General features: G+C 68.8%; 14 protein-coding genes and 1 pseudogene. 6 read left to right on the top strand and 9 right to left on the bottom strand.

Going from position 1 to position 21,051, the window contains the following annotated elements; all coding sequences use genetic code 11:
* Positions 1-66 precede the first annotated feature (66 nt).
* From nirB to ACFVBH_RS14280, 3 genes are all read right to left on the bottom strand, one after another.
* Entirely contained in the window at positions 67-2,604 is a 2,538-nt protein-coding gene (gene nirB / locus ACFVBH_RS14270; RefSeq protein ID WP_379002026.1) for a nitrite reductase large subunit NirB, read from the bottom strand.
* A 27-nt stretch (positions 2,605-2,631) separates the two neighbouring features.
* The gene (locus ACFVBH_RS14275) at positions 2,632-4,092 is read right to left on the bottom strand and encodes a nitrate/nitrite transporter (protein ID WP_354987618.1); all 1,461 of its coding nucleotides are present in this window, start codon (positions 4,090-4,092) and stop codon (positions 2,632-2,634) included.
* Positions 4,093-4,351: 259 nt separating this feature from the next.
* Complete coding sequence (locus tag ACFVBH_RS14280) at positions 4,352-5,503, bottom strand: MFS transporter (protein ID WP_379002776.1); 1,152 nt, start codon at positions 5,501-5,503, stop codon at positions 4,352-4,354.
* Positions 5,504-5,727: 224 nt separating this feature from the next.
* On the opposite strand from ACFVBH_RS14280, the gene ACFVBH_RS14285 reads away from it, so the two are divergent.
* Positions 5,728-6,399, top strand: coding sequence for an FCD domain-containing protein (locus ACFVBH_RS14285; protein ID WP_354987619.1), 672 nt, complete (start codon positions 5,728-5,730; stop codon positions 6,397-6,399).
* Positions 6,400-6,596: 197 nt separating this feature from the next.
* Positions 6,597-8,063, top strand: a complete 1,467-nt coding sequence (locus ACFVBH_RS14290; RefSeq protein WP_354987620.1) for an MFS transporter — start codon at positions 6,597-6,599, stop codon at positions 8,061-8,063.
* Between the two features lie 177 nt (positions 8,064-8,240).
* Here the strand turns inward: ACFVBH_RS14290 and ACFVBH_RS14295 are convergent, their stop codons facing one another.
* From ACFVBH_RS14295 to ACFVBH_RS14305, 3 genes are all read right to left on the bottom strand, one after another.
* Positions 8,241-9,092: a TIGR02569 family protein gene (locus ACFVBH_RS14295; protein ID WP_354987640.1), complete on the bottom strand. Its 852-nt coding sequence runs from the start codon at positions 9,090-9,092 to the stop codon at positions 8,241-8,243.
* Between the two features lie 169 nt (positions 9,093-9,261).
* On the bottom strand, positions 9,262-10,449 hold the full coding sequence (gene moeZ / locus ACFVBH_RS14300) for an adenylyltransferase/sulfurtransferase MoeZ (protein ID WP_354987621.1): 1,188 nt from the start codon (positions 10,447-10,449) through the stop codon (positions 9,262-9,264).
* Between the two features lie 121 nt (positions 10,450-10,570).
* Complete coding sequence (locus tag ACFVBH_RS14305; protein WP_354987622.1) at positions 10,571-11,755, bottom strand: DUF3152 domain-containing protein; 1,185 nt, start codon at positions 11,753-11,755, stop codon at positions 10,571-10,573.
* A 340-nt stretch (positions 11,756-12,095) separates the two neighbouring features.
* Between ACFVBH_RS14305 and ACFVBH_RS14310 the strand changes: the two genes are divergently transcribed.
* Positions 12,096-12,761: a TetR/AcrR family transcriptional regulator gene (locus ACFVBH_RS14310; protein ID WP_354987623.1), complete on the top strand. Its 666-nt coding sequence runs from the start codon at positions 12,096-12,098 to the stop codon at positions 12,759-12,761.
* Positions 12,762-12,956: 195 nt separating this feature from the next.
* Here the strand turns inward: ACFVBH_RS14310 and ACFVBH_RS14315 are convergent, their stop codons facing one another.
* From ACFVBH_RS14315 to ACFVBH_RS14325, 3 genes are all read right to left on the bottom strand, one after another.
* Complete coding sequence (locus ACFVBH_RS14315; RefSeq protein WP_354987624.1) at positions 12,957-13,184, bottom strand: DUF3107 domain-containing protein; 228 nt, start codon at positions 13,182-13,184, stop codon at positions 12,957-12,959.
* Between the two features lie 102 nt (positions 13,185-13,286).
* Positions 13,287-13,988 (bottom strand): ferritin-like fold-containing protein, encoded by a 702-nt coding sequence (locus ACFVBH_RS14320; RefSeq protein ID WP_354987625.1) that lies wholly within the window; start codon positions 13,986-13,988, stop codon positions 13,287-13,289.
* A gap of 36 nt (positions 13,989-14,024) precedes the next feature.
* Positions 14,025-15,059, bottom strand: a complete 1,035-nt coding sequence (locus ACFVBH_RS14325) for an alpha/beta fold hydrolase (RefSeq protein ID WP_379002027.1) — start codon at positions 15,057-15,059, stop codon at positions 14,025-14,027.
* Positions 15,060-15,560: 501 nt separating this feature from the next.
* On the opposite strand from ACFVBH_RS14325, the pseudogene ACFVBH_RS14330 reads away from it, so the two are divergent.
* The 3 genes and pseudogenes from ACFVBH_RS14330 to ACFVBH_RS14340 all read left to right on the top strand — a co-directional run.
* Positions 15,561-17,135, top strand: a pseudogene (locus tag ACFVBH_RS14330) (DEAD/DEAH box helicase); the annotation flags it as partial.
* A gap of 3,092 nt (positions 17,136-20,227) precedes the next feature.
* Positions 20,228-20,383: a hypothetical protein gene (locus ACFVBH_RS14335; RefSeq protein WP_379002028.1), complete on the top strand. Its 156-nt coding sequence runs from the start codon at positions 20,228-20,230 to the stop codon at positions 20,381-20,383.
* 73 nt (positions 20,384-20,456) lie between these two features.
* Positions 20,457-20,915 (top strand): GNAT family N-acetyltransferase, encoded by a 459-nt coding sequence (locus ACFVBH_RS14340; protein ID WP_379002029.1) that lies wholly within the window; start codon positions 20,457-20,459, stop codon positions 20,913-20,915.
* The last annotated feature ends 136 nt before the right edge of the window (positions 20,916-21,051 follow it).

Genomic DNA, 21,051 nt, shown 5'->3' on the forward strand with positions numbered 1-21,051 from the left:
TTAAGCGGTCATTTCCCCGACGTGGCGACCGGAACTGCTTCGTCACAGTCCCGGTCGCGGCGCTGGTCAGGGAGCAGGCGTAACCGGTACGGCGGGCAGGCCCAGCAGCACCGGGACCTTGCGTTCGCCGCTGTCGTCGAAGCCGATGGTGGGATCGGACTCCTCCGGGGCGTTGACGAAGGACACGAAGCGCGAGAGCTTGCCCTCGTCCTCGAGCACGGCCGCCCACTCGTCCTGGTAGCCGGCCACGTGGCGCTCCATGGCGGCTTCCAGATCCTCGGCGATGCCCAGGCTGTCCTCGCACACCACGGCCTTGAGGTAGTCCAGCCCGCCCTCGAGGGCCTCCTGCCACGGCGCGGTGCGCTGCAGGCGGTCCGCGGTGCGGACGTAGAACATGAGGTAGCGGTCGATGTAGCTGATCAGGGTCGCGTCGTCCAGCTCGCCGGCCAGCAGCACCGCGTGCTTGGGGGTCAGGCCGCCGTTGCCGCCGACGTACAGGTTCCACCCGTGCTCGGTGGCGATGACGCCGACGTCCTTGCCGCGGGCCTCGGCGCATTCGCGCGCGCAGCCCGAGACGGCCAGCTTGATCTTGTGCGGGGAACGCAGACCGCGGTAACGCTTTTCGAGCAGCACGGCCATGCCGACCGAGTCCTGCTGGCCGTACCGGCACCAGGTCGAGCCGACGCAGGACTTCACCGTGCGCAGCGACTTGCCGTACGCGTGGCCCGATTCCATGCCCACGTCGACCAGGCGCTGCCAGATCAGCGGCAGCTGCTCCACGCGCGCGCCGAACAGGTCGATGCGCTGACCGCCGGTGACCTTGACGTACAGGTCGAATTCCTTGGCGACCTGGCCGATGGTGATGAGCTGATCGGCGGTCACCTCACCGCCGGGCATGCGCGGCACCACCGAGTAGGTGCCGTTCTTCTGCAGGTTGGCCAGGAAGTGATCGTTGGTGTCCTGCAGCGCGGCCTGCTCGCCGTCCAGGATGTGATCGCTCGAGGTGGAGGCCAGGATCGAGGCCACGGTCGGCTTGCAGATATCGCAGCCGGTGCCGGTGCCGTGCTTGGCGATCAGGCCCGAGAAGGTGCGGATGCCGGTGGACTGCACGATGTGGAACAGCTCGGCGCGCGACTGCGAGAAGTGCTCGCACAGCGCCTTGGACTGCGCCACACCCGACTGCTCGAGCAGCTTCTTGAGCATGGGAACGCAACCGCCGCAAGAGGTTCCGGCATTGGTGCAGCTCTTGACCGCGGGCACGTCGCAGGCGCCGTCGGCGATGGCGCCGCAGATCGCGCCCTTGGAGACGTTGTTGCACGAGCAGATCTGCGCGTCGTCCGGCAGCGCGTCCGCGCCCAGTTCCGCACCGGCGGGCGAGATCAGCGCCGCGGGCTCGGCCGGGAGCGGGCGGCCCACCAGGGGACGCAGCGCCGAGTACTGGGTGGCGTCGCCGACCAGGATGCCGCCGAGCAGCGTCTGGGCGTCGTCGGAGACGACGAGCTTGGCGTAGGTGCCCTTGGCGGCGTCGTGCAGCACCACCGAGAGCGCGCCCTCGGTCTTGGCGTGCGCGTCGCCGAAGCTGGCCACATCCACGCCCAGCAGCTTGAGCTTGGTGGACAGATCCGCGCCGGGGAACTCCCCCGCGCCGCCGAGCAGGCGGTCCGCGACCACCTCGGCGGTGCTGTACCCGGGGGCGACCAGGCCGTAGCAGACGCCCTCGATGGCGGCGACCTCGCCGATGGCGTAGATGTTCGGATCCGAGGTGCGCAGCCCCAGATCGGTGATGATGCCGCCGCGGGGGCCGACCTCGATCTCGGCGGTGCGGGCGATCTCGTCGCGGGGACGGATACCCGCGGCGAAGACGACCATGGCGGCCGAGAGCGTCGACTCGTCCGAGAAGGTGACCTCGAGCCGCTCGGAAAGCGGTGCGTCCGGGCGGGATTCGATGGCAGAGGTGCCCACGCCGGTGTGCACGACCAGGCCCAGCTCGGTGACCAGCTGCTCCAGGATCGCGCCGCCGCCCTCGTCGATCTGGGCGGGCATCAGCCATTTGTTGTACTCGACCACGTGCGGGGTCATGCCGAGCAGGCGCAGCGCGTTGGCCGCCTCCAGGCCGAGCAGGCCGCCGCCGACGACCACGCCGACCGCGCCGGGACCGGCCGCTTCGGCGGTGGCGCGGATGCCGTCCAGGTCCTCGAGGGTGCGGTAGACGAAGCATTCGGCGGCGTCGCCGCCGGGCACCGGGGGCACCCAGGCGTACGAACCGGTGGCCAGCACCAGTGCGTCGTAGCCGATGATGTCGCCGGCCGAGGTGGTGACCTTGCGGGTCGCCTTGTCGATGGCCTCGGCCTTGCAGCCCAGCCGGACCTCGACGAGATCGTCACCGGGATAGTCGTTTCCGGCCAGCGCCAGCGCCGAGCTCTCCCACACCCCGACGTAGGAGGACAGGCCCACCCGGTCGTAGGCGGCGAGCGGTTCCTCGCTCAGCACGATGACCTGCCAGGCGTTCGCCTCGTCGCGGGAGCGCAGCGCCTCCACGAACCGGTGTCCCACCATTCCGTGGCCGACGACAACCGCGGTCTTACGTTCGACTGTGTTCGTCATGACAGTCCTTTCGAGATGGGGAACGGGTCAGGCCCGGGCCGAGGAGGTGGACGGTGCGGCTTCGGCCTCGAGCACGAGGGCTTCGGCCTCGACCACGACATCGGGGTCGGAAGAGCGGGCGCGCAGGCTCGGGCGGCGGACGAAGACCGTCCAGCAGACCGCGGCGCAGACCACGTAGAAGGCCATGAACACCCAGAAGGCGGTGGTGGCCGAGGCGGTGGCGGAGTACGAGGAGCGCAGCACCAGGTTGATGCCCACGCCGCCGAGCGCGCCGATGGCGCCGACGAAGCCGATGAGCGAACCCGAGCAGTTCTGCGCCCATGCCGAGCGCGTCGCCGAATCACCCTGGATGCCGCGGGATTTCGCCTCGAACACGGAAGGGATGATCTTGGTGACCGCGCCGTTGCCGAGGCCGGAGATGATGAACAGCGCGACGAAGCCGACGATCATGGCGGTCAGCACGCCGCCGGTCGGGCGGCCCGCGTTGTCCCCGATGGCGCTGGCAGTCGCGACCAGGGCGGTCGCCGCGGTCATGCAGCCGAACATGTACAGCGCCACCCGGCTGCCGCCGATCCGGTCGGCCCACTTGCCGCCGTAGGGGCGGGCCAGCGAACCCAGCAGCGGGCCGATGAAGGCGATCGAGGCGGCGTGCAGCACGGCATCGGCGGCGGTGGCGCCACCGGCCTTGAAGTTGATCTGCAGCACCTGGCCGAAGGCGAAGCTGTAACCGATGAACGAACCGAAGGTGCCGATGTACAGGAAGGCGATGGCCCAGGACTGCGGCACTTTGAGCGCGGTGATCATGAAGGACAGGTCGGCCTTCTGATTCTTGACGTTGTCCATGTTCAGCGCCGCGCCCAGGGCCGCGATCACGATGAGCACCAGGTAGATACCGCACACGATCGAGGCGTTGCCGTAGGCGTTGCCCAGGGTGGCGATGACCGCGAGGCCGATCAGCTGGATCACCGGGACGCCGATGTTGCCGCCGCCGGCGTTCATGCCCAGCGCCCAGCCCTTGAGCCGCTGCGGGAAGAAGACGTTGATGTTGGACATCGACGAGGAGAAGTTGCCGCCACCCAGGCCCGCGAAGGCCGCGATGATCAGGAACGTCGTGTACGAGGTGCCCGGGCGGTTGATGAAGAACAGCGTCAGCAGCACCGGGATCAGCAGCGCCAGCGCGCTGACGATGGTCCAGTTGCGGCCGCCGAACTTCGCGGTCGCCACGGTGTACGGAATCCGCATGACGCCGCCGACCAGGGTCGGCACCGCGGCCAGGAAGAACTTGCCCGGGGTGTCGATGTGGAACACGTCGGCGGGCATGAACAGCACCATGACCGACCAGATGGTCCAGACCGAGAAGCCGATGTGCTCGGCGAAGACCGACCAGATCAGATTGCGGCGCGCGATGTCCTTACCACCGGCTTCCCAGGCGTCGATGTCCTCGGCATCCCAGTGCTCGATGTCGCGATTACGCGTCAGCGTCTTCAAAGCGGCCCTCCTGAAATCTGGATGACTTCAAGGTAGGAAACCGGTATTGCCGCAATGCTGCGCGAAATGACCGTTAAATCAACGGTTGCTCACGATTACCCGGATATCGAGGTGAGAACGATGGGTTTGTTTCCGCCGTGTGACACAAGAGTTTCCGGGTGTCACCAAGAGCCCACATACGTCACCGCGACCCGTGAGGTGTAAGCGCCGCCACACAGCATGCGCGCTACCTCACGGGTCGGCAACTCGAAACGTGAAATCAGTGCCAGGTGTCCTCGAGCATGCTCGGCTTGCACGCGATCCAGGCCCCGCCCAGCAGCACCAGCACCGCCGCCGACAGGAAGGCGAACGGGGCCAGCCAACCGTGGGTAACCGAATGCAGGACGCCGAACGCCAGCGGTCCCAGGCATGCCACGGAGTAGCCGACGCCCTGGGTGAAGCCCGAGAGCGCCGCCGAACCGGCCGAGGTGCGGGTGCGCAGATTGATCAGCGTCAGGGCCATCGGGAAGGTCGAGGGACCCAGGCCCAGCAGCACCACCCACACCAGCGGGGCCGCCATGGGCGCGACCAGCAGCCCCGCGAAACCGGCGAAAAAGCTGATGGCGCAGCCGATCACGACCGGGAAGGGATTGCGCATCTTGCCCACCACGATGGGCGCGCTCAGGGCGGCGACCAAGCCGATGAGGGCGAAGATGCCGACCATGCTGCCGCCGAAGGAGGCGCTGGCCCCGGCGTCGGAAAAGATCGTCGGCATCCAGGTGAACATGGAATAGGTGATCAGCGAGGTCATGCCGAACATCAGCGCCATGCCCCAGGCCAGGGGCGAGCGCCACACCTTGCCGGTGGCCTCGAGCGGCTCCGGCGGCAGTTCGGTGCTGTCCGCGCGCGCGTGATCGCGGCGGATCCGCAGCACGCCCAGCCACGGCAGCACCGCGGCGAAGGCCAGGATCGCCCACAGTCCCAGGGAGATTCGCCAGCCGTGCGCCTCGGCGACGGGCACGGCGACGAGCGCGGGCACCACCGTGCCCAGCTGCACCATGACGATGTAGAGGGAGCTGAGCAGCGCCAGCCGATCGGAGAAGTACCGCTTCACCAGCGGCGGGATCACCACGTTGCCGATGCCCATACCGGTCAGCGCCAGCGCCGAGAAAGCCAGCAGTTCCCAGGTGGCGGGCACGATCGCGCGGATCAGGGTGCCCACGCCGGTCATGACCATGGCGAGCAGGACCGTGCGCTCGAGCCCGAGCCGGCGGGTCAGCAGCGGGGTCAGCAGGCCCGCGAGGGCGAACATGGCGGTCGGGAGCATGCCGAAGACGCCGACGACGGCGGTGGAATACCCCATCGAGTCGCCGATCTGCGCGGCCAGCGGGGTGAAGGCGGTGACCGCGACGCGCAGGGTGAGCGCGGACATGATGATCGCCGCCAGGACCAGCAGCCTGCCTTCGAGCAGGGAACGTTTACGTGCGGAGGGCGCCGGATCCGGCCTCGACGGGTCGGCGAGCGGCCGCTGCGGGCCGGCAGCGGCAAGGGCCCGTTCGCGGGACGTCGAGGTATTCAGCGTCGCAGTCACCACGAAATCATAGGATGACCCGATGATGTGATGCAAAGAATGTGAGGCACGGTACGCTGTCCCACGTGCAACCAGTCCGGCGCACGAGCCTCATCGCCCAGGTGACAGAGCAGCTTCGTGCCGAAATCCGTTCCGGCCGTTGGCCTGTCGGCTCGCGGATCCCCACCGAGCCCGAGCTCACCGAGCTCACCGGCACCGGTCGTAACACCGTGCGCGAGGCCGTCCAGGCGCTCGTGCACGCCGGCATGGTCGAACGCCGCCAGGGCTCGGGCACCTACGTCATCTCCACCTCCACCCTCGGCGGAGCGCTCACCGAATACTTCGCCGACGCCCACCAGCGCGACATCCTCGAACTGCGCCAGGCCCTGGACACCACCGCCGCCGCCCTGGCCGCGCGCCGCCGCGACGCCGGTGACATCGCCAATCTGCAACGGCTGCTGGAAGAACGCCGGATCGCCTGGGACGACGATCTCGCGACCGCCATCGAGGCCGACGTGCAGTTGCACCGCGCCATCGTGGTCGCCAGCCACAACGCGGTGTACCTCGAGTTCTACGACTCGCTGCTGCCGGTGATCGAGGCCGGCATCCGGTCCCGTTCGGAGAAGGCGGGCGAGGCGTACCACGCCGAGCACATCGAACTCGTGGAGGCCGTCATCGCGGGCGACTCCGAACGCGCGGCCCGCGCCGCGGACTGCTTCCTGGGATCCCTCATCGCCGAATACCCGGACGCGCGCTGAATCTCGCGGGTAACCGAAAGGTCACCATCGTGCTCGCGCGAACGTGAGCCGGAATTGCCCTCGACGTCACCGAAAGCGACGTCGTTGTAATCGGCGCTTCGTACGGTTGTTTCGACCGCAGGGACCACTCCCGGAAACACATTCCACTTCGGGAGATCACGATGAGGGCGGTCGTCAGTGCGAGAGGAACGCTGCTCATGACAACCGTAGAGGCTCCGGAGACCGCATTCGTGCATCAGACGCGCGGGCGGTGGATCGATCATTGGGATCCGGACAATAAGGAATTCTGGGACAACGGGGGAAAACAGACCGCTCGCAAGAATCTTATTTTCTCGGTATTCGCCGAAAATCTCGGATTCAGCATCTGGGTCATCTGGGGCAGCATTGTCACCGCCATGGGCGCGGCGGGTTTCTCGTTCCTCGAAGGGCTCGGCAAGGGCAATCCCACGGCCGTCGGCAACGCCCTGCTGCTGACCTCCACACCCACCCTGGTCGGCGCGGCCCTGCGCATTCCGTACACCTTCGCCATCCCGAAGTTCGGCGGCCGGGCCTTCTCGGCCTTCAGCGCGGCCATGCTGCTGGTGCCCGCGCTCGGCATCATCTATTTCATCAATCAGCCGAGCACGCCCATGTGGGTGTTCATGGTGCTGGCCGCGATCGCCGGTGTCGGCGGCGGTAACTTCTCCTCGTCGATGGCCAATATCAACTTCTTCTTCCCCGAAGGGAAAAAGGGTGCGGCCCTTGGCATCAACGCCGCCGGCGGCAATCTCGGCGTGGCCCAGACCCAGCTGATCGTCCCGCTGATCATCACCCTCGGCACGCACATCATGGCCAAGGACGCGGCCGGTTACCGCTTCGGCATCACCCTGGCGGTCCTGGTCTGGATCCCGTTCATCCTGTTCGCCATCTTCGGCGCGCTGCGCTACATGGACTCCCTCACCGGCGCCAAGGCCGACGGCAAGTCCTACCGGGCCGCGCTCACCAATCGGCACACCTGGGTCATGTCGGTGCTCTACATCGGCACCTTCGGTTCCTTCATCGGCTTCTCCTTCGCCTTCCCCACCCTGCTCAAGGCCAACTTCCCGGACCTGGCCAAGATCAGCTGGATGAGCACCATCGGCAACCTCGCCTTCCTGGGCGCCCTGGTGGGCTCGATGAGCCGCCCGTTCGGCGGCTGGATCTCGGACAAGGTCGGCGGCGCGAAGATGACCCTGTACGTCTTCCTGGGCATGTCCGCGGCGACACTGCTGATCATGGCGGCGCTCGCGGCCAAGAGCTTCCCGCTGTACCTGATCGCCTTCCTGCTGCTGTTCGTGCTCACCGGCATCGGCAACGGCTCGACCTACCGCATGATCCCGTCCATCTTCGGCGCCGAAGCCAAGCGCTACGCCTCCGAGCACGGCCAGGACGCCGCCACCGCGCTCATCTCGGCCAAGCGGCAGGCGGGCGCCGCCATCGGCGTCATCGGCGCGGTGGGCGCCTCCGGCGGCTGGATCGTGCAGCAGGCACTTCGCCTGTCCAACATCAACTTCGGCAGCATGAACCCCGCTTTCACCCTCTACACCGTCGTCTTCCTCGCCATGGCCGCGGGCACCTGGTGGTTCTACCTGCGCACCACCTTCGCGGTGCAGCGCGTGCCCTCGCTCGCCTACGCCAACGTGTAGGCCCCGCACTCCGGCTCGCGGGGACCTCCCGCCCACCGCGAGCTCGGATCCGATGACCCCGGCGATCCCGGAGGACATCGACAACGACTGTCGCGCCGAGCTTCTCACTCGGCGCGACAGTTCTTTCGTTGGCGGGGCGGTTCTTTCGCCGGCCCGGCGGTGCTTTCGCCGGTGCGACTAGAGAATCAGGCGGATCATGTCCGCCGTGCGCGCCAGCCCCGGGAACGCCTCGGGGGTGGATCGCGGATGCAGCGCGTGCACCGCGAGCCGGAACATGACCGCGCGCACCAGCATCTGCGGCCACTCCGGCAGGGCGGCCCAGCGTTCGAGCAGACCGTCGTCCGCCCCGCCCCAGGACAGCGCGTCCACCACGATCACCGCCGCCGCCCACGGCGCGGGACGCCAGTACGGGGTGATGTCGGTGAGCCCGGGCGCGGAACCGCCCGCGAACAGGACGGTTCCGAACAGATCGCCGTGCACCAGCTGCGGCGGCGTGGCCACCGGCTTGCGCAGCGTCGAGAGCTGAGTGATCACGTGCAGACTGCGGTCACCGTCCGGTGACGTGGTCGGCAACAACCCGCCGAGTTTGAGGGTCCGCAACGGAACCGTTTCCCAGGCGGCGCGATCGGCCGCCGCGAAGACGTCCACGTCCACCCACGGCGCGACCGGGGCCACGGCCAGGAAACGCGGCCGCTCCAGCCGTTCGGTCACCTGATGTAATCGGAGCGAGAGCGACACCACCTCGTCGTGGCGGGGTTCGGGCACACCCTCGAGATAGGTGTCCGCGCGCCAGCCGGACACCACGTAGCGCCCGTCCGTGGCGCGCACCGGGCGCGCCAGGCGCAGCCCGTCCACCCGCAACGTCTCGCGCACCTTGGCCGACCACGCGGCCCGCGCGTGATCGGTCACCGGGCTCAGCACCACATCTCCGCAGCGCCAGCCGCCGTCCCAGTTCCCCAGCGGAACCGGGCCGACTTCGCGCAACCCGAAGGTGGCGCGCACGTGCTCCGGAGGTTCCACAGCAGTCATGGTCACGGGCGTAACTTACCGCTCCCGCGCCGTTGCGCGTCTTAAGCGCCGGACTCGCGCATCACAGAGTGTCGCCCGAGACGCGCCGTCAGAAGCGGACATCGGACCGCTCTACGGCCCGGTGCACGCCCCGGACCCGCGACCACGATTCGCGGATCCGAGGAACGGATCAGTAGACCGGCAGGCTGGGATCGACCTGATTGGCCCAGGCGATGATGCCGCCCTGCAGATGCGTGGCGTCGGCGAAGCCCGCCTGCTTGAGCGCGGCCAGCGCCTCGGCCGAACGGATACCGGTCTTGCAGTGCAACACGATCGGGCGATTCTGCGGCAACTCGGCCAGCGCCTCACCGGTCAGAATGCGGTCCTTGGGAATCAGGGTCGCGCCGTCGATGCGCACGATCTCCCATTCCACCGGTTCGCGGACGTCGATGATGGCCACGTCCTTGCCCGCGTCCAGCATCTCCTTGAGCTCGCGCGCGGTGACGGTCGAGCCGATGGCCGCGGCCTGCCCCTCCTCGGACACCACGCCGCAGAACGCGTCGTAGTCGATGAGTTCGGTGATGGGCTGACGCTGGGGATCGCGGCGCAGCTTGATGGTCCGGTAGGTCATGTCCAGTGCGTCGTACACCATGAGCCGGCCCAGCAGCGGGTCGCCGATGCCGGTGAGCAGCTTGATCGCCTCGGTCACCATGATCGAGCCGATGGAGGCGCACAGCACGCCGAGCACGCCGCCCTCGGCGCAGGACGGGACCATGCCCGGCGGCGGCGCCTCGGGGTACAGATCGCGGTAGTTGATGCCGCGATCGTCGGGGGCGTCCTCCCAGAAGACCGAGACCTGGCCCTCGAAGCGGTAGATCGAGCCCCACACGTACGGCTTGTGCGCCAGCACCGCGGCGTCGTTGACCAGATAGCGGGTGGCGAAATTGTCGGTGCCGTCCACGATCAGGTCGTAGCGCGAGAACAACTCGATCGCGTTCTCGGGCTCGAGGCGAATCTTGTGCAGCTCCACGGTGATTCCGGAATTGATCTCGAGAATCGAATCGCGCGCGCTGTCGGCCTTGGACCGGCCGATATCGGATTCGCCGTGAATGATCTGGCGCTGCAGATTGGACGCGTCCACCTCGTCGAACTCGACGATGCCGAGCGTGCCGACGCCCGCGGCGGCCAGGTACAACAGGGCCGGTGAACCCAGCCCGCCGGCGCCGATGACCAGCACCCGGGCGTTCTTCAGGCGTTTCTGACCGACCACCCCGAGATCGGGAATGATCAGGTGGCGGCTGTAGCGGGCGACCTCGTCCCGGGTCAGCTCCGCGGCCGGCTCCACCAGCGGCGGCAGGGAAGGATGCGATGCTGTCACGTGTGCGGACTCCTCAATCGAATTCGCCGAGTACTCGCGGCTCAGAGGTGCAACACCACGAGTCCGAGCGTTCTTCCCATCGGATCACCCGGGCCGTGTGATGCGTCCAGCCTAGGCACCGTCAGCCGCGCGGGTACGGCCAGGGGTTGAAGCGGCACTTCTTGCCGTCCATCGGGACCACGCCGTCCGGGTCCAGCACCGCGATGTCGTTGTTCCGGGTGCCGAAGGTCTGCTGCATCATGACCGGGGCCAGCCCGCCGTCCACCTCGCACGGCTGGTGCTCGTGGTACCCGATGGCGTGGCCGACCTCGTGGTTGATCTGGTACTGGCGGTACGAGCCGATGTCGCCGTCGTAGGCCAGGGCGCCGCGCACCCAGCGGGCCTCGGACAGCAGCACACGCCCCAAATCCGCGTTGTAGCAAGAAGAGTCGATGGGAATGTCGAACCCGCAGGACTTGCGGGTGGTTTGCCGGGAGGTCAGCGAGATGCGGAAATCCGGTTCGCCGCCGTCGACGCGGCGAAAGCCGAATCGCGAATCCTGGGTCCAGCTCTTGGGATTGGCCAGCGTCGCGTCGACCATCTTGCCGACCGAGTCGTCACCGCCGAAACCCGAAGTGTCGATACCGTTCTCGATCTCCACGGTATAGGTGAACACGTGCTCGGAGCCGGTGCCGATCTGGGCCGTCGTGCCCGGGATCATGTGCCAGATACCGGCGCCGGTCTCGGTGAACGGGCCGCCGCCGGGCACCGCGCCGGTGGGCAGATCACTGCCGAACTTGCCGTCGCCCTTGGGCGGTGCGCCGTAGATGCCGGTCTTGTCGGCGTGCTCGCTCAAACGCCCGAAACCCGGTACCCCGGCGACACTTTCGCCGCCGCCCCGCAGTGCGTCGACACCGACCAGGACCGTCACCACCAGCAGCACCGGCAGCGCGTAGGCCCGCCAGCCGTAGGTGGAGACGAAGCGGCCGAACATGCTCTGTTTCTTGGTCTCGCGATCGGGGCGCTCGCGGCCCGCCTCGGACGGGGCGGTGGGATCCCAGCTCGCGCGCAGCGGCTGGTACGGCTGCGGGAGGCGATCGCCGGACGGGCCCGCGATGGCCGAACCGTCGGGGTGCAGGCCCGCGGGCGGGACCTCGGCGCCGGACTCGTAGAGACCGAGCGGGTCGTAGATCGGGCCGGTGGGTCTCCCCTTGCGCTTGGCGAGATTCTTCGGGCCCGCTCCGGTGACGGCGCGCGGCGCACCGATCTGCACGGGACGGCGTGAATCGCGCCCGCCGGAGTTGTTGCCCCCTTGGTCGGTCACCATAAAAGCCTCTCACAGTGCGGGCTCGAGCACGCGGGGGCCGTACGACCCGCCGGATTCGACGCGCGGGCGCGACATGGCCCGCGACGGCGAGCCCCGGACTTTGCTGCGAGATATCTCACGAGTGCGGAGATCGAACTCACAAATTCGGGCATCGGGTCCACACTTGTGACCGGCCTCGCATAATCGAGGCGGTAGCGCATCCTCCGGAACCCGGAGCGCGCCAACATCCAGCACACCAATATTCGGAACCTGGATCGGCATCGGGGCCCCGAGCGAGTATCGTTCGGGAGATACCCGGTGACCCATCCTTTCCGCCGGGAATCGACTGGGAGATCGGAAAATGACAGACCTCGTGGACCGGATGACCGCACGCATGTCATCCGAGGCCATGGCGCCCAGCAAGCGCGGGACCCGTCTGCCCCGGGAGGCACGGCGCGCTCAGCTACTTGCCGCGGCCGGCGAGGTCTTCGTGATGCGGGGTTACCACGCCTCGGGCATGGACGAAATCTCGCAATGCGCCGGCGTCAGCAAGCCTGTGCTCTACCAACACTTTTCGAGCAAGCTCGAATTGTATTTGGCGGTGCTGCAGAACTACGTCGACGCCCTGGTGTCGAGTGTGCGCCAGGCGCTGCGCTCCACCACCGACAACAAGCAGCGCGTCCGCGCCGCCGTCCAGGCGTACTTCGACTTCGTCGATCACGAAACCCAGGGTTTCCGCCTGGTCTTCGAGTCCGACCTGACCAACGAGCCGCAGGTGCAGCGCCGGGTCGAACAGGCCACCGAGGCCTGCGTCGACGCGGTCTTCGACCTGGTCGCGCACGACTCCGGCCTGGACCCGTACCGCGCTCGCGTACTCGCCGTCGGCCTGGTCGGCGCCAGCCAGTTCAGCGCGCGCTACTGGCTCGAGGCCGATCGCCCGATCCCCAAGGACGAAGCGGTCGACACTACGGTCTCGCTGTGCTGGGGCGGCCTGTCGCACGTGCCGCTACACCCGATCGACAACTGACCCGCCTCACTGACCCGCCTCCCCGAATATTTAGCGCACGGCTGAGAGCCGTCGCCTGTCCCATTCGCGTGGTGCGGTTGGGTGCCGAGAACATTTCGGGGTACCCCGGGAGTTACCCCGAACTCGCGAAATCAGTTGGCTCGTAACGTGAAAACGCCCCGTCGCGGATCGCGGCGGGGCGTTTTTGTGGCTTGCTCAGACGGCGGCGAAGCCCACGCGGCCCGCGGACGGGGCGCCGATCTCGACGTAGGCGACCTTGGTGGCCTGGATCAGGTACTTGCGGCCCTTCTCGTCCGAAAGCGCCACGACGCCGGCCTCACCCTGCAGCGCACCGGTCACCAGTGCCTCCACCTCGGCGGGGGTCTGCGCGCTGTTGATGATCAGCTCACGCGGGCTATCCGAAATACCGATCTTGACCTCCACGGCCAACCTCCGAACCTAGAGTCCTGTGCTGTCCTCGCCAAGGCTAGTGCAGCGGGCGCTACGGGCGGCATGGACCGCCCTGCGCTCTCAGCGAACTAGGACTCAGCCGAGCCCGAGAACGCGCATGCGCTCGGCGTGCGAGTCCTGCATGTGCTCGAAGAGGGTGGCGATGCCGTTCAGGTCACCGGTCGCGGTGAGCACCAGTTCGGTCAGCTCGTCGCGCTGGGCCATGACGTACTGCGCCTGGGTGATGGCCTCGCCCAGCAGGCGCCGGCCCCACAGGGTCAGCCGGTCGCGCTCGGAGCGATTCTGCGCCACCGCCCGTCGGACCTCGTCGATCACGAACTCCGAGTGGGAGGTCTCGGCGAGCACGTCACGCACGATCACGGCGACCTCGGGAGCCAGGGCGCCGGCGATCTCGGTGTAGAAGTCGGCGGCGATGCCGTCGCCGACGTAGAACTTGACCATCGACTCCAGCCAGGTGGAGGGGTCGGTGGAGGCGTGATAGGCGTCCAGCGCGCGCACGAACGGGGCCATGGCGTCGAAGACGTCCTGGTTCCGGGCGGCCAGCGCGTTCTCGAGGGTCGAGAAGTGTTCCATCTCGTTGGCGGCCATCTTGGCCACGGCCACCTTGCCGCGCAGCGACGGCGACAGCTTGGCCTCTTCGGCCAGGCGATAGAAAGCGGAGATCTCACCGTAGGCGAGAACCGCGAAAAGTTCGGCGACCCCGGGGTGGGTGGCGGCGATCAGTCCGTCGGCGGAATCCGACGGAGCGCCGAGCGCAGTTGACGAGTTTGCTCCCATGACTCCACCCTAGCCCGCTGTGATGAACGGCCCGGCCTACTCCTGATCGCTCAGGAACTTGTCCAGGTACGTCCAGGTGGTGTCGCGCGCGGTGAGAATGCCGAGGTGAGAACCCGGCGCGGTCTCGTAGCGCACGTCCGGCGAACCGGTCAGCGTGGTCGTGCCGTGCCGGACCGCGGCGGCCGCGGTGATGACGTCGTTCGGGCCGCCGACCAGCAGCACCGGCACGGTCACCGCGGCGAGTTCGATCCGGCGCTCGCCGAAACGCACCACGCCCTTGCCGATGTCGTTGTTCAACATGAACCGGCCCCAGAGCTGGTTGTAGAAACGACCCGGGTAGCCGGGCAGCGAATTCTGGAAACGGTCGATGGTCGCCATCCGCTCCAGGGTCGCGGTGTCGGCGAGATTGCTCGCAATGAAGAAGGGGCGCTTGAGTTCTCGGTCCCAGGCGGTGGCGCGATAGGCGATGCGGGTCAGCTGCGCCGAGACGCCGCCGGTGGCGCGGATCGCCGCGGTGGCGGTCCGGCCGCCGTCCAGGCGGGCCAGCGAGCGCAGTTCGCGCACCCCGACCATGTGGTCGTAGCTCAGCGGCGCGCCGACCGCGGTCACCGAGCGGATCGGCAGGGTGGGATCGGCGGCGGCGGTCAGCAGCGCCAGCACGCCGCCCAGCGACCAGCCCACCAGGTCCACGGGCTGCCCGCCGCGATCGGCCGAGACCTGGCGGATCGACTCCGGCAGGATGTCGTCGATCCAGTCCTCGAAGCCCATGCGGCGGTCCTCGAAGGTGATGTCGCCGTAGTCGACCAGGTAGGGCGCGCGGCCGCTGTCGCGCAGGAACGCGGCCATGCTCTGCTCGGGGCTCAGATCGAAGCAGAACGCGGGCGCGGCCAGCGGCGGGACCAGCAGGACCGCGGGGTCCTGGGCGCCGGAACCGTTGTAGCGGCGCAGCTCGCGGTGCGGCGCGACGGACAGCACCGTCGACGGGGTAGGTTCGGGCGAACCGATTCCGGTGCCGAAGGTCAGGGCCCACGCGTTGCGCGCGGCGATGCTCACGGTGTCTGCCAAGCTCACCCGCACAACTTCGCACATAGTGCTACACGTTGTATCAGGTATGTGAGGAATCCAACTTGTCCACCGGGGTTGGCACGGCGCGCTAAGGTGTCAATTGCCGTGCGCCGCAGCCGGTGCCGCGATCGCCGAACCCGGCGCGGCAGCGGCCGAATCCGCAGGGGTCATCACAACCGGTGCAATACACACCGGCAATTGCGGTGGCGGGAAAAAGAGCGAAGACCGTATCACGCTACAATCTCCGCAGACAACGGAGAATATCGCTCGAACGAGTTTGCCGGATACCCCGTGAACCGGTGCTCGAGCAGCCGTAGTCCACGGAAAATGTGCGCGCACTCCGATCCGCAACATTGTCCGCCGCGCAGGTCGATGCCGGACCGAACACCGGTTAGGCATCCCAGCAGCGGCGAGACAGACCAACGGATCAAGTGGTCGTCGCGGACCGACCGGTCCGCCCCACACCTCGTGCGCGCGAGACGCGATAAAACGAGGAAGGCACGAACCCTGAGCAAGATCACCGTAGAGCAGGAACCCGGTGTGGCCGACACGCTACTGACCGCGGAGCTCGACGAAACCCATACCGCCCCCACCTTCGCCGAACTGGGCGTCAATCCCGACATCGTGCGCTCGCTCGCCGATATCGGCATCGAACGCACCTTCGCGATTCAGGAACTCACCCTGCCGCTCGCACTGGCCGGTGAGGATCTCATCGGTCAGGCCCGCACCGGCATGGGCAAGACCTTCGGCTTCGGCGTCCCGCTGCTGGACCGCGTCGCCTCGCACACCTCGGGCACCATTCCCCTGGACGGCACCCCGCGCGCACTGATCATCGTGCCGACGCGTGAGCTGTGCGTGCAGGTCACCGAGGATCTGGAGAACGCCAGCAAATACGTCAAGACCCAGGACGGCACGCCGCTGCGGGTGCACGCCATCTACGGCGGCCGCCCCTACGACACCCAGATCGCCGCGCTGCGCGCCGGCGTGGACGTCGTGGTCGGCACCCCCGGGCGACTGCTGGATCTGGCCCAGCAGAACCATCTGATCCTGGGCAAGGTCCAGGTGCTGGTGCTCGACGAGGCCGACGAAATGCTCGACCTGGGCTTCCTGCCCGACATCGAGCGCGTGCTGAACATGGTCCCGGAGCAGCGTCAGACCATGCTGTTCTCGGCCACCATGCCGGGTCCGATCATCAGCCTGGCGCGCACATTCCTGAACCGGCCCACGCACATTCGGGCCGAGGAGCCGCACGACTCCACCATCACCGACCGCATCACGCAGTTCGCGTACCGGGCGCACGCGCTCGACAAGAGCGAGCTCATCGCCCGCATCCTGCAGGCCGAGAGCCGCGGCGCGACCATGATTTTCGCGCGCACCAAGCGCACCGCGCAGAAGGTCGCCGACGATCTGGGCGAGCGCGGATTCTCCGTGGGCGCGGTGCACGGCGACCTGAACCAGGTGCAGCGTGAGAAGGCGCTCAAGAAGTTCCGTGAGGGCAAGATCGACGTGCTGGTCGCCACCGATGTCGCCGCGCGCGGCATCGACATCGACGACGTCACGCACGTGGTGAACTACCAGTGCCCCGAGGACGAGAAGACCTACGTGCACCGCATCGGCCGTACCGGCCGCGCGGGCCGCACCGGTGTCGCGATCACGCTCATCGACTGGGATGAGTTGCGGCGCTGGGCTTCCATCGACGCAGCCCTCAAGCTCGGCATCCCCGAGCCGGTGGAAACGTACTCGCGCTCGGCGCATCTGTACGAGGAGCTCGGCATCCCCGCCGGGATCACCGGCATCGTCCGCAAGAGCGCGCCGGCCCGGGAACGGGACGACGACGCGGTCGTGGTGGAACGCGAAAGCCGTTCCCCGCGTAGCCGTAATCGCAAGCGCACCCGCGGCGGGCAGTCCGGCGCGGCGACCGAGGTGGCTGCCACCGACGTCAAGATCGCAACGGAATCGGCTGCGCCCGAAGGTAACTCGGGAGCATCCGAGGACGGCTCGGACAAGCCGGGTCGTCGGCGTCGCCGCCGCCGGGGCCGTGGCGGATCCGACAATGGTTCCACCGCAACGGTTTCGGTGAACGAGAACGCGTCGGAAGGGTGGGTCGGCGAGGCCGCCGCACTGGATTCCGCCGCCGACGGCGACACCGCCGACCGGGACGAAGCGAACCGCGACGAGTCCGGCCGCACCGAGCCCGTCCGCGAGGGCCGGAACCGCCGCCGGAACCGCAACCGCCGCAACAAGGGTGGCAACGGCGCGGCCGCCGAGGTCTCGGCCGTCGCGACCGATGGCGAGTCGGCCGTCGCAACCGAGAGCGATTCGACCGTCGCGACCGAGAACACCGGGGCTGTCGCACCGGCGGCGATCGCCGATACTCAGCAGTCCCCGGCCGCCGACAACGGCTCCGGTGAATCCACCCGTCGCAGCCGCGGTCGCCGCGGGCGCGGTGGGGCCGGCGTCAACGGTGTCGATTCCGCCACCGGGTCGGCCGACAACAGCACCGCCGCACACGGTTTCGACAACGTCGTCACCAACGGCAATGGCAATGGCAATGGCAATGGCAATGGCAACGGTGCGGCGGCGAACGGCAACGGCTTCGCGGCGGTCTCCGCCGTCGAGTTCTCGGCGGCCCCCGCCGCGACGACGCCCGTGACCGAAGGCCCCGCCAAGGACGCCGTTCTCGGCGGCCCGGCCGCCTCCGGCGACGCGGCCGATAAGGGCACCGCTCGCACCCGTACTCGCAACCGCCGCTCGGCCGATTCGGTCAAGCCGGAGGCAAGCGAGCGTGACAGCGCCGCGGAGGCCACGGCGGTCGCTTCCGCCGACACCGCACCGGGTACGTCCGCCACCGGCGCGCCTGCCGGTACAGCCGCGAATGATGTTGCCGCACAGGACATCACCGCGACTGCGTCCCCCGCCGAGGCCACCGGCCGCCGGCGCGCGAGCCGCCCGGCCCAGGCCCCGGGTGAGGTCGTGGTCGAATCCACAACCGCCGCGGCCGTTTCCCCGGAACCGGCGCCGGTCGTTCCCGTCCGGGCCACCGGCCGCAGACGGGCCACCAAGGCGGCGGGCAGCGCGAGCGAAGGCTCGATCGTCGTGGTCGAAGCGGCCACCGCCGCTCCGGCAGCTACGGCTACCGCTCCCGCGGCCGCAGTGACCGCTCCGGCGGCCACGGCTACCGCTTCGACGGCTCCGGCCGCACAGACCCCGGCGGCACCTGCCACCGAGGCTCCCGCGGCCCCGGCCACCACTCGCCGCAAGGCGGCCAAGGCTACAGCCGCACCGGCGGCTGTAGCCGAAACCGCTTCCGCCGCTTCGGAAATCGCAGAGCCGAAGGCCCCCGCGCGCAAGCGCACGGCCAAGGCGACCGCAACCACGGCGGAGGCGGCACCGGCGGAAACCGCCGCACCGGCCAAGGCCACCCGGGCGACGAAGGCGGCACCTGCCACCGCGGCGACGCGCACCACCAAGGCGGCCCCGGCCGCCGAGGAAGCCGCACCGGTGAAGGCCACCCGCACCAGGAAGTCCGCCGCGAGCGAGACCGCCGCACCGGCGGCCGAACTCACCGAGGCACCGGTCAAGGCGACGCGCTCGCGCAAGGCCGCCCCGGCGACCGAGGCCCCCGCGGCTGAGGCGGCGGCGGTCGCCGAGGCCCCGGTCAAGGCAACTCGCGCAGCCAAGACCGCGTCGGTCGCGGAAGCCACCCCGGCCAAGGCAACCCGCGCAGCCAAGACCGCACCGGTTGCCGAGGCCACCCCGGCCAAGGCAACCCGCGCGACCAAGACCGCACCGGTCACGGAAGCGACCCCGGCCAAGGCCACCCGCGCCACGAAGGCGGCCCCCGCCGCCGAGGCGCCGGTCAAGGCGACGCGTGCGACCAAGGCGGCCCCGGCCGCGGAGGTCGCCGCACCGGCGAAGGCGACGCGCGCTCGCAAGGCGGCTGCCGCCGCCGAGCCTGCGGCGGCCGAAACCGCCGCGCCCGCCAAGGCAACTCGGTCAGCGAAGGCCGCCGAGGCCCCCGCCAAGGCGACCCGCGCAACCAAGGCCACGGCTCCGGCGGTCGAGGCCCCGGCCAAGACCACCCGCGCCGAGAAGTCCGCCGAGGTCGCGGAACCGGCCGCTCCCGCCAAGCGCACCCGCGCCGCGAAGAGCACCGAGCCGGCAGCCGAAACCCCGGTCAAGGCAACGCGAGCCAAGAAGGCCCCGGCCGTCGAGGCGGCCGAGCCGGTCAAGGCGACCCGCGCGAAGAAGACCGCCGAGGTCGCCGAGGCTCCCGCCAAGCCGACCCGGACGGCCAAGTCCAAGGTCGCCGAGCCGGCAGCCGAGGCCCCGGCCAAGGCAACCCGCGCCAAGAAGGCCCCGGCCCCCGAAGCAGCCAAGCCCGCCAAGGCCGCTGCGAAGAAGGCCGAGAAGCCCGCCGCCGAACCGGTCAAGGCCACCCGAGGCAAGAAGGCCGCCGAGGCGCCCGAACCGCCGAAGGCGAAGAAGACCGCCAAGAAGGCCGAAACCCCCGCCAAGGCGAAAAAGGCAACGAAAGCGGCCGCCGAGCCCCTCCCCGCGACCCCCGCCAAGGGCCGCACCCGCAAGGCCGCCGCGGAAGTCGCCTAACCGCACAACCCCTGAACCGTTCGGCCGGGCTGTCCCACAGCCCGGCCGAACGCGTATCCGCGGGCCCATGAAGGCCGTGCCGGCTGCTGACGCGGTAAGGCGCTCTACAGGTTCGGGGTCTGACGCTTGAAGTCGGTGAACACCTGACCGTCGTACCAACGCTCGATGCCCGGCGAGTCGAAATACCAACCGGGAGGCGGTCCCTAGCGCACCGGCATCGGTGACATTGTGGGGAGTGGTGGCAGAGGCACATGTCGCGGTTGGCTTACAGCCCTCACCAGGAAGACGATCAGCGCGATGATGCTCACCGGTGCGGCGAGCATCATCGCCGCCAGTACCGCGGCGGAATGATTCCCGTCTGTCAGCCAGCCGACCAGCCCGACCGCACCGACGCTTCCGATAACCCAACCGACGGGCCGGACGTGGTCTGCCAAAACGACTCCGAACGGCGCGGGGTCGGTGGCTCGCCACGGGAATACATCACAACACGGGTTCCATCACCCGCCCGTATCCCGAAACAGTTTGAAAGACAATCGAACTCGCGCAGTCCCGCGAGGGCCGGCGTAGTGACCAACTCGATCGGCACCGCAACCAGGCCGCGCGGCCCCGCCCAGCAGAGGCTGAGGTCGACTCACATCTCCGCGCTTCTGCTCGGCCAGCGCTCGCGGACGCTGGGCATCGACCTGACCGCGCTCAACCGGGATGTTGCCGAACTCGCTTGAAGCAATGTGCCTTTCGGCGGATGCCGGGGATCCGGGCGCTTGTCCGCCTGCGCCCGGCTACTAGGTTGAGAGCATGGGCGACGTGCGAATCTCCACGGCAGTGCATGCCACGGCCGAGCTCGCTGCAGAGGTGGACGTGCTTGTCCGGCAGCTCTCTTCGACCGCCGCGCCGGTCACCGTCGACGGGCTCGCCGCGCTCATCTCGGCCGAATCGACGACGCTGCTGATCGCGACCGACGAGCACGTAGTCGGCATGCTCACCCTGGTCACCTACGCGATCCCCACCGGGGTGCGTGCCCGAATCGAAGATGTCGTCGTCTCCGAAGCGGCCCGCGGGAAGGGAGTCGCGTTCGAGCTCACCCGCGCGGCGGTCGAGCTCGCCCGTGCGGCCGGAGCCCGCACGGTCGACCTCACGTCCAGGCCCTCGCGCGAGTCCGCGAACCGCCTCTACCAGCGGGCGGGTTTCAGCCGGCGCGACTCCCTCGGCTACCGCCGCACCCTGTCGACCACCACGCCGCCGACACTCGGGTAGGACTCGCCACCACCCGCTCGCGACCGACTATTGCGGTATCGGCTCGCTCGCCCTCGGCACCCGCACGACCCGGTAGGAACTGCCGCCCCGTACCGGAGATGTCGCAGTCGATCGCTGGATCTTCTCGGCCACGGCG

The organism is Nocardia sp. NPDC057668, from assembly GCF_042799795.1.
Lineage (GTDB): Bacteria > Actinomycetota > Actinomycetes > Mycobacteriales > Mycobacteriaceae > Nocardia.

What these genes read in the sequence shown, in the direction of transcription:
- nirB (WP_379002026.1), bottom strand. Translation starts at nt 2,604, where the DNA reads ATGACGAACACAGTCGAACGTAAGACCGCGGTTGTCGTCGGCCACGGA.
- ACFVBH_RS14280 (WP_379002776.1), bottom strand. Translation starts at nt 5,503, where the DNA reads ATGTCCGCGCTCACCCTGCGCGTCGCGGTCACCGCCTTCACCCCGCTG.
- ACFVBH_RS14290 (WP_354987620.1), top strand. Translation starts at nt 6,597, where the DNA reads ATGACAACCGTAGAGGCTCCGGAGACCGCATTCGTGCATCAGACGCGC.
- ACFVBH_RS14295 (WP_354987640.1), bottom strand. Translation starts at nt 9,092, where the DNA reads ATGACTGCTGTGGAACCTCCGGAGCACGTGCGCGCCACCTTCGGGTTG.
- ACFVBH_RS14305 (WP_354987622.1), bottom strand. Translation starts at nt 11,755, where the DNA reads ATGGTGACCGACCAAGGGGGCAACAACTCCGGCGGGCGCGATTCACGC.
- ACFVBH_RS14310 (WP_354987623.1), top strand. Translation starts at nt 12,096, where the DNA reads ATGACAGACCTCGTGGACCGGATGACCGCACGCATGTCATCCGAGGCC.
- ACFVBH_RS14320 (WP_354987625.1), bottom strand. Translation starts at nt 13,988, where the DNA reads ATGGGAGCAAACTCGTCAACTGCGCTCGGCGCTCCGTCGGATTCCGCC.
- ACFVBH_RS14340 (WP_379002029.1), top strand. Translation starts at nt 20,457, where the DNA reads ATGGGCGACGTGCGAATCTCCACGGCAGTGCATGCCACGGCCGAGCTC.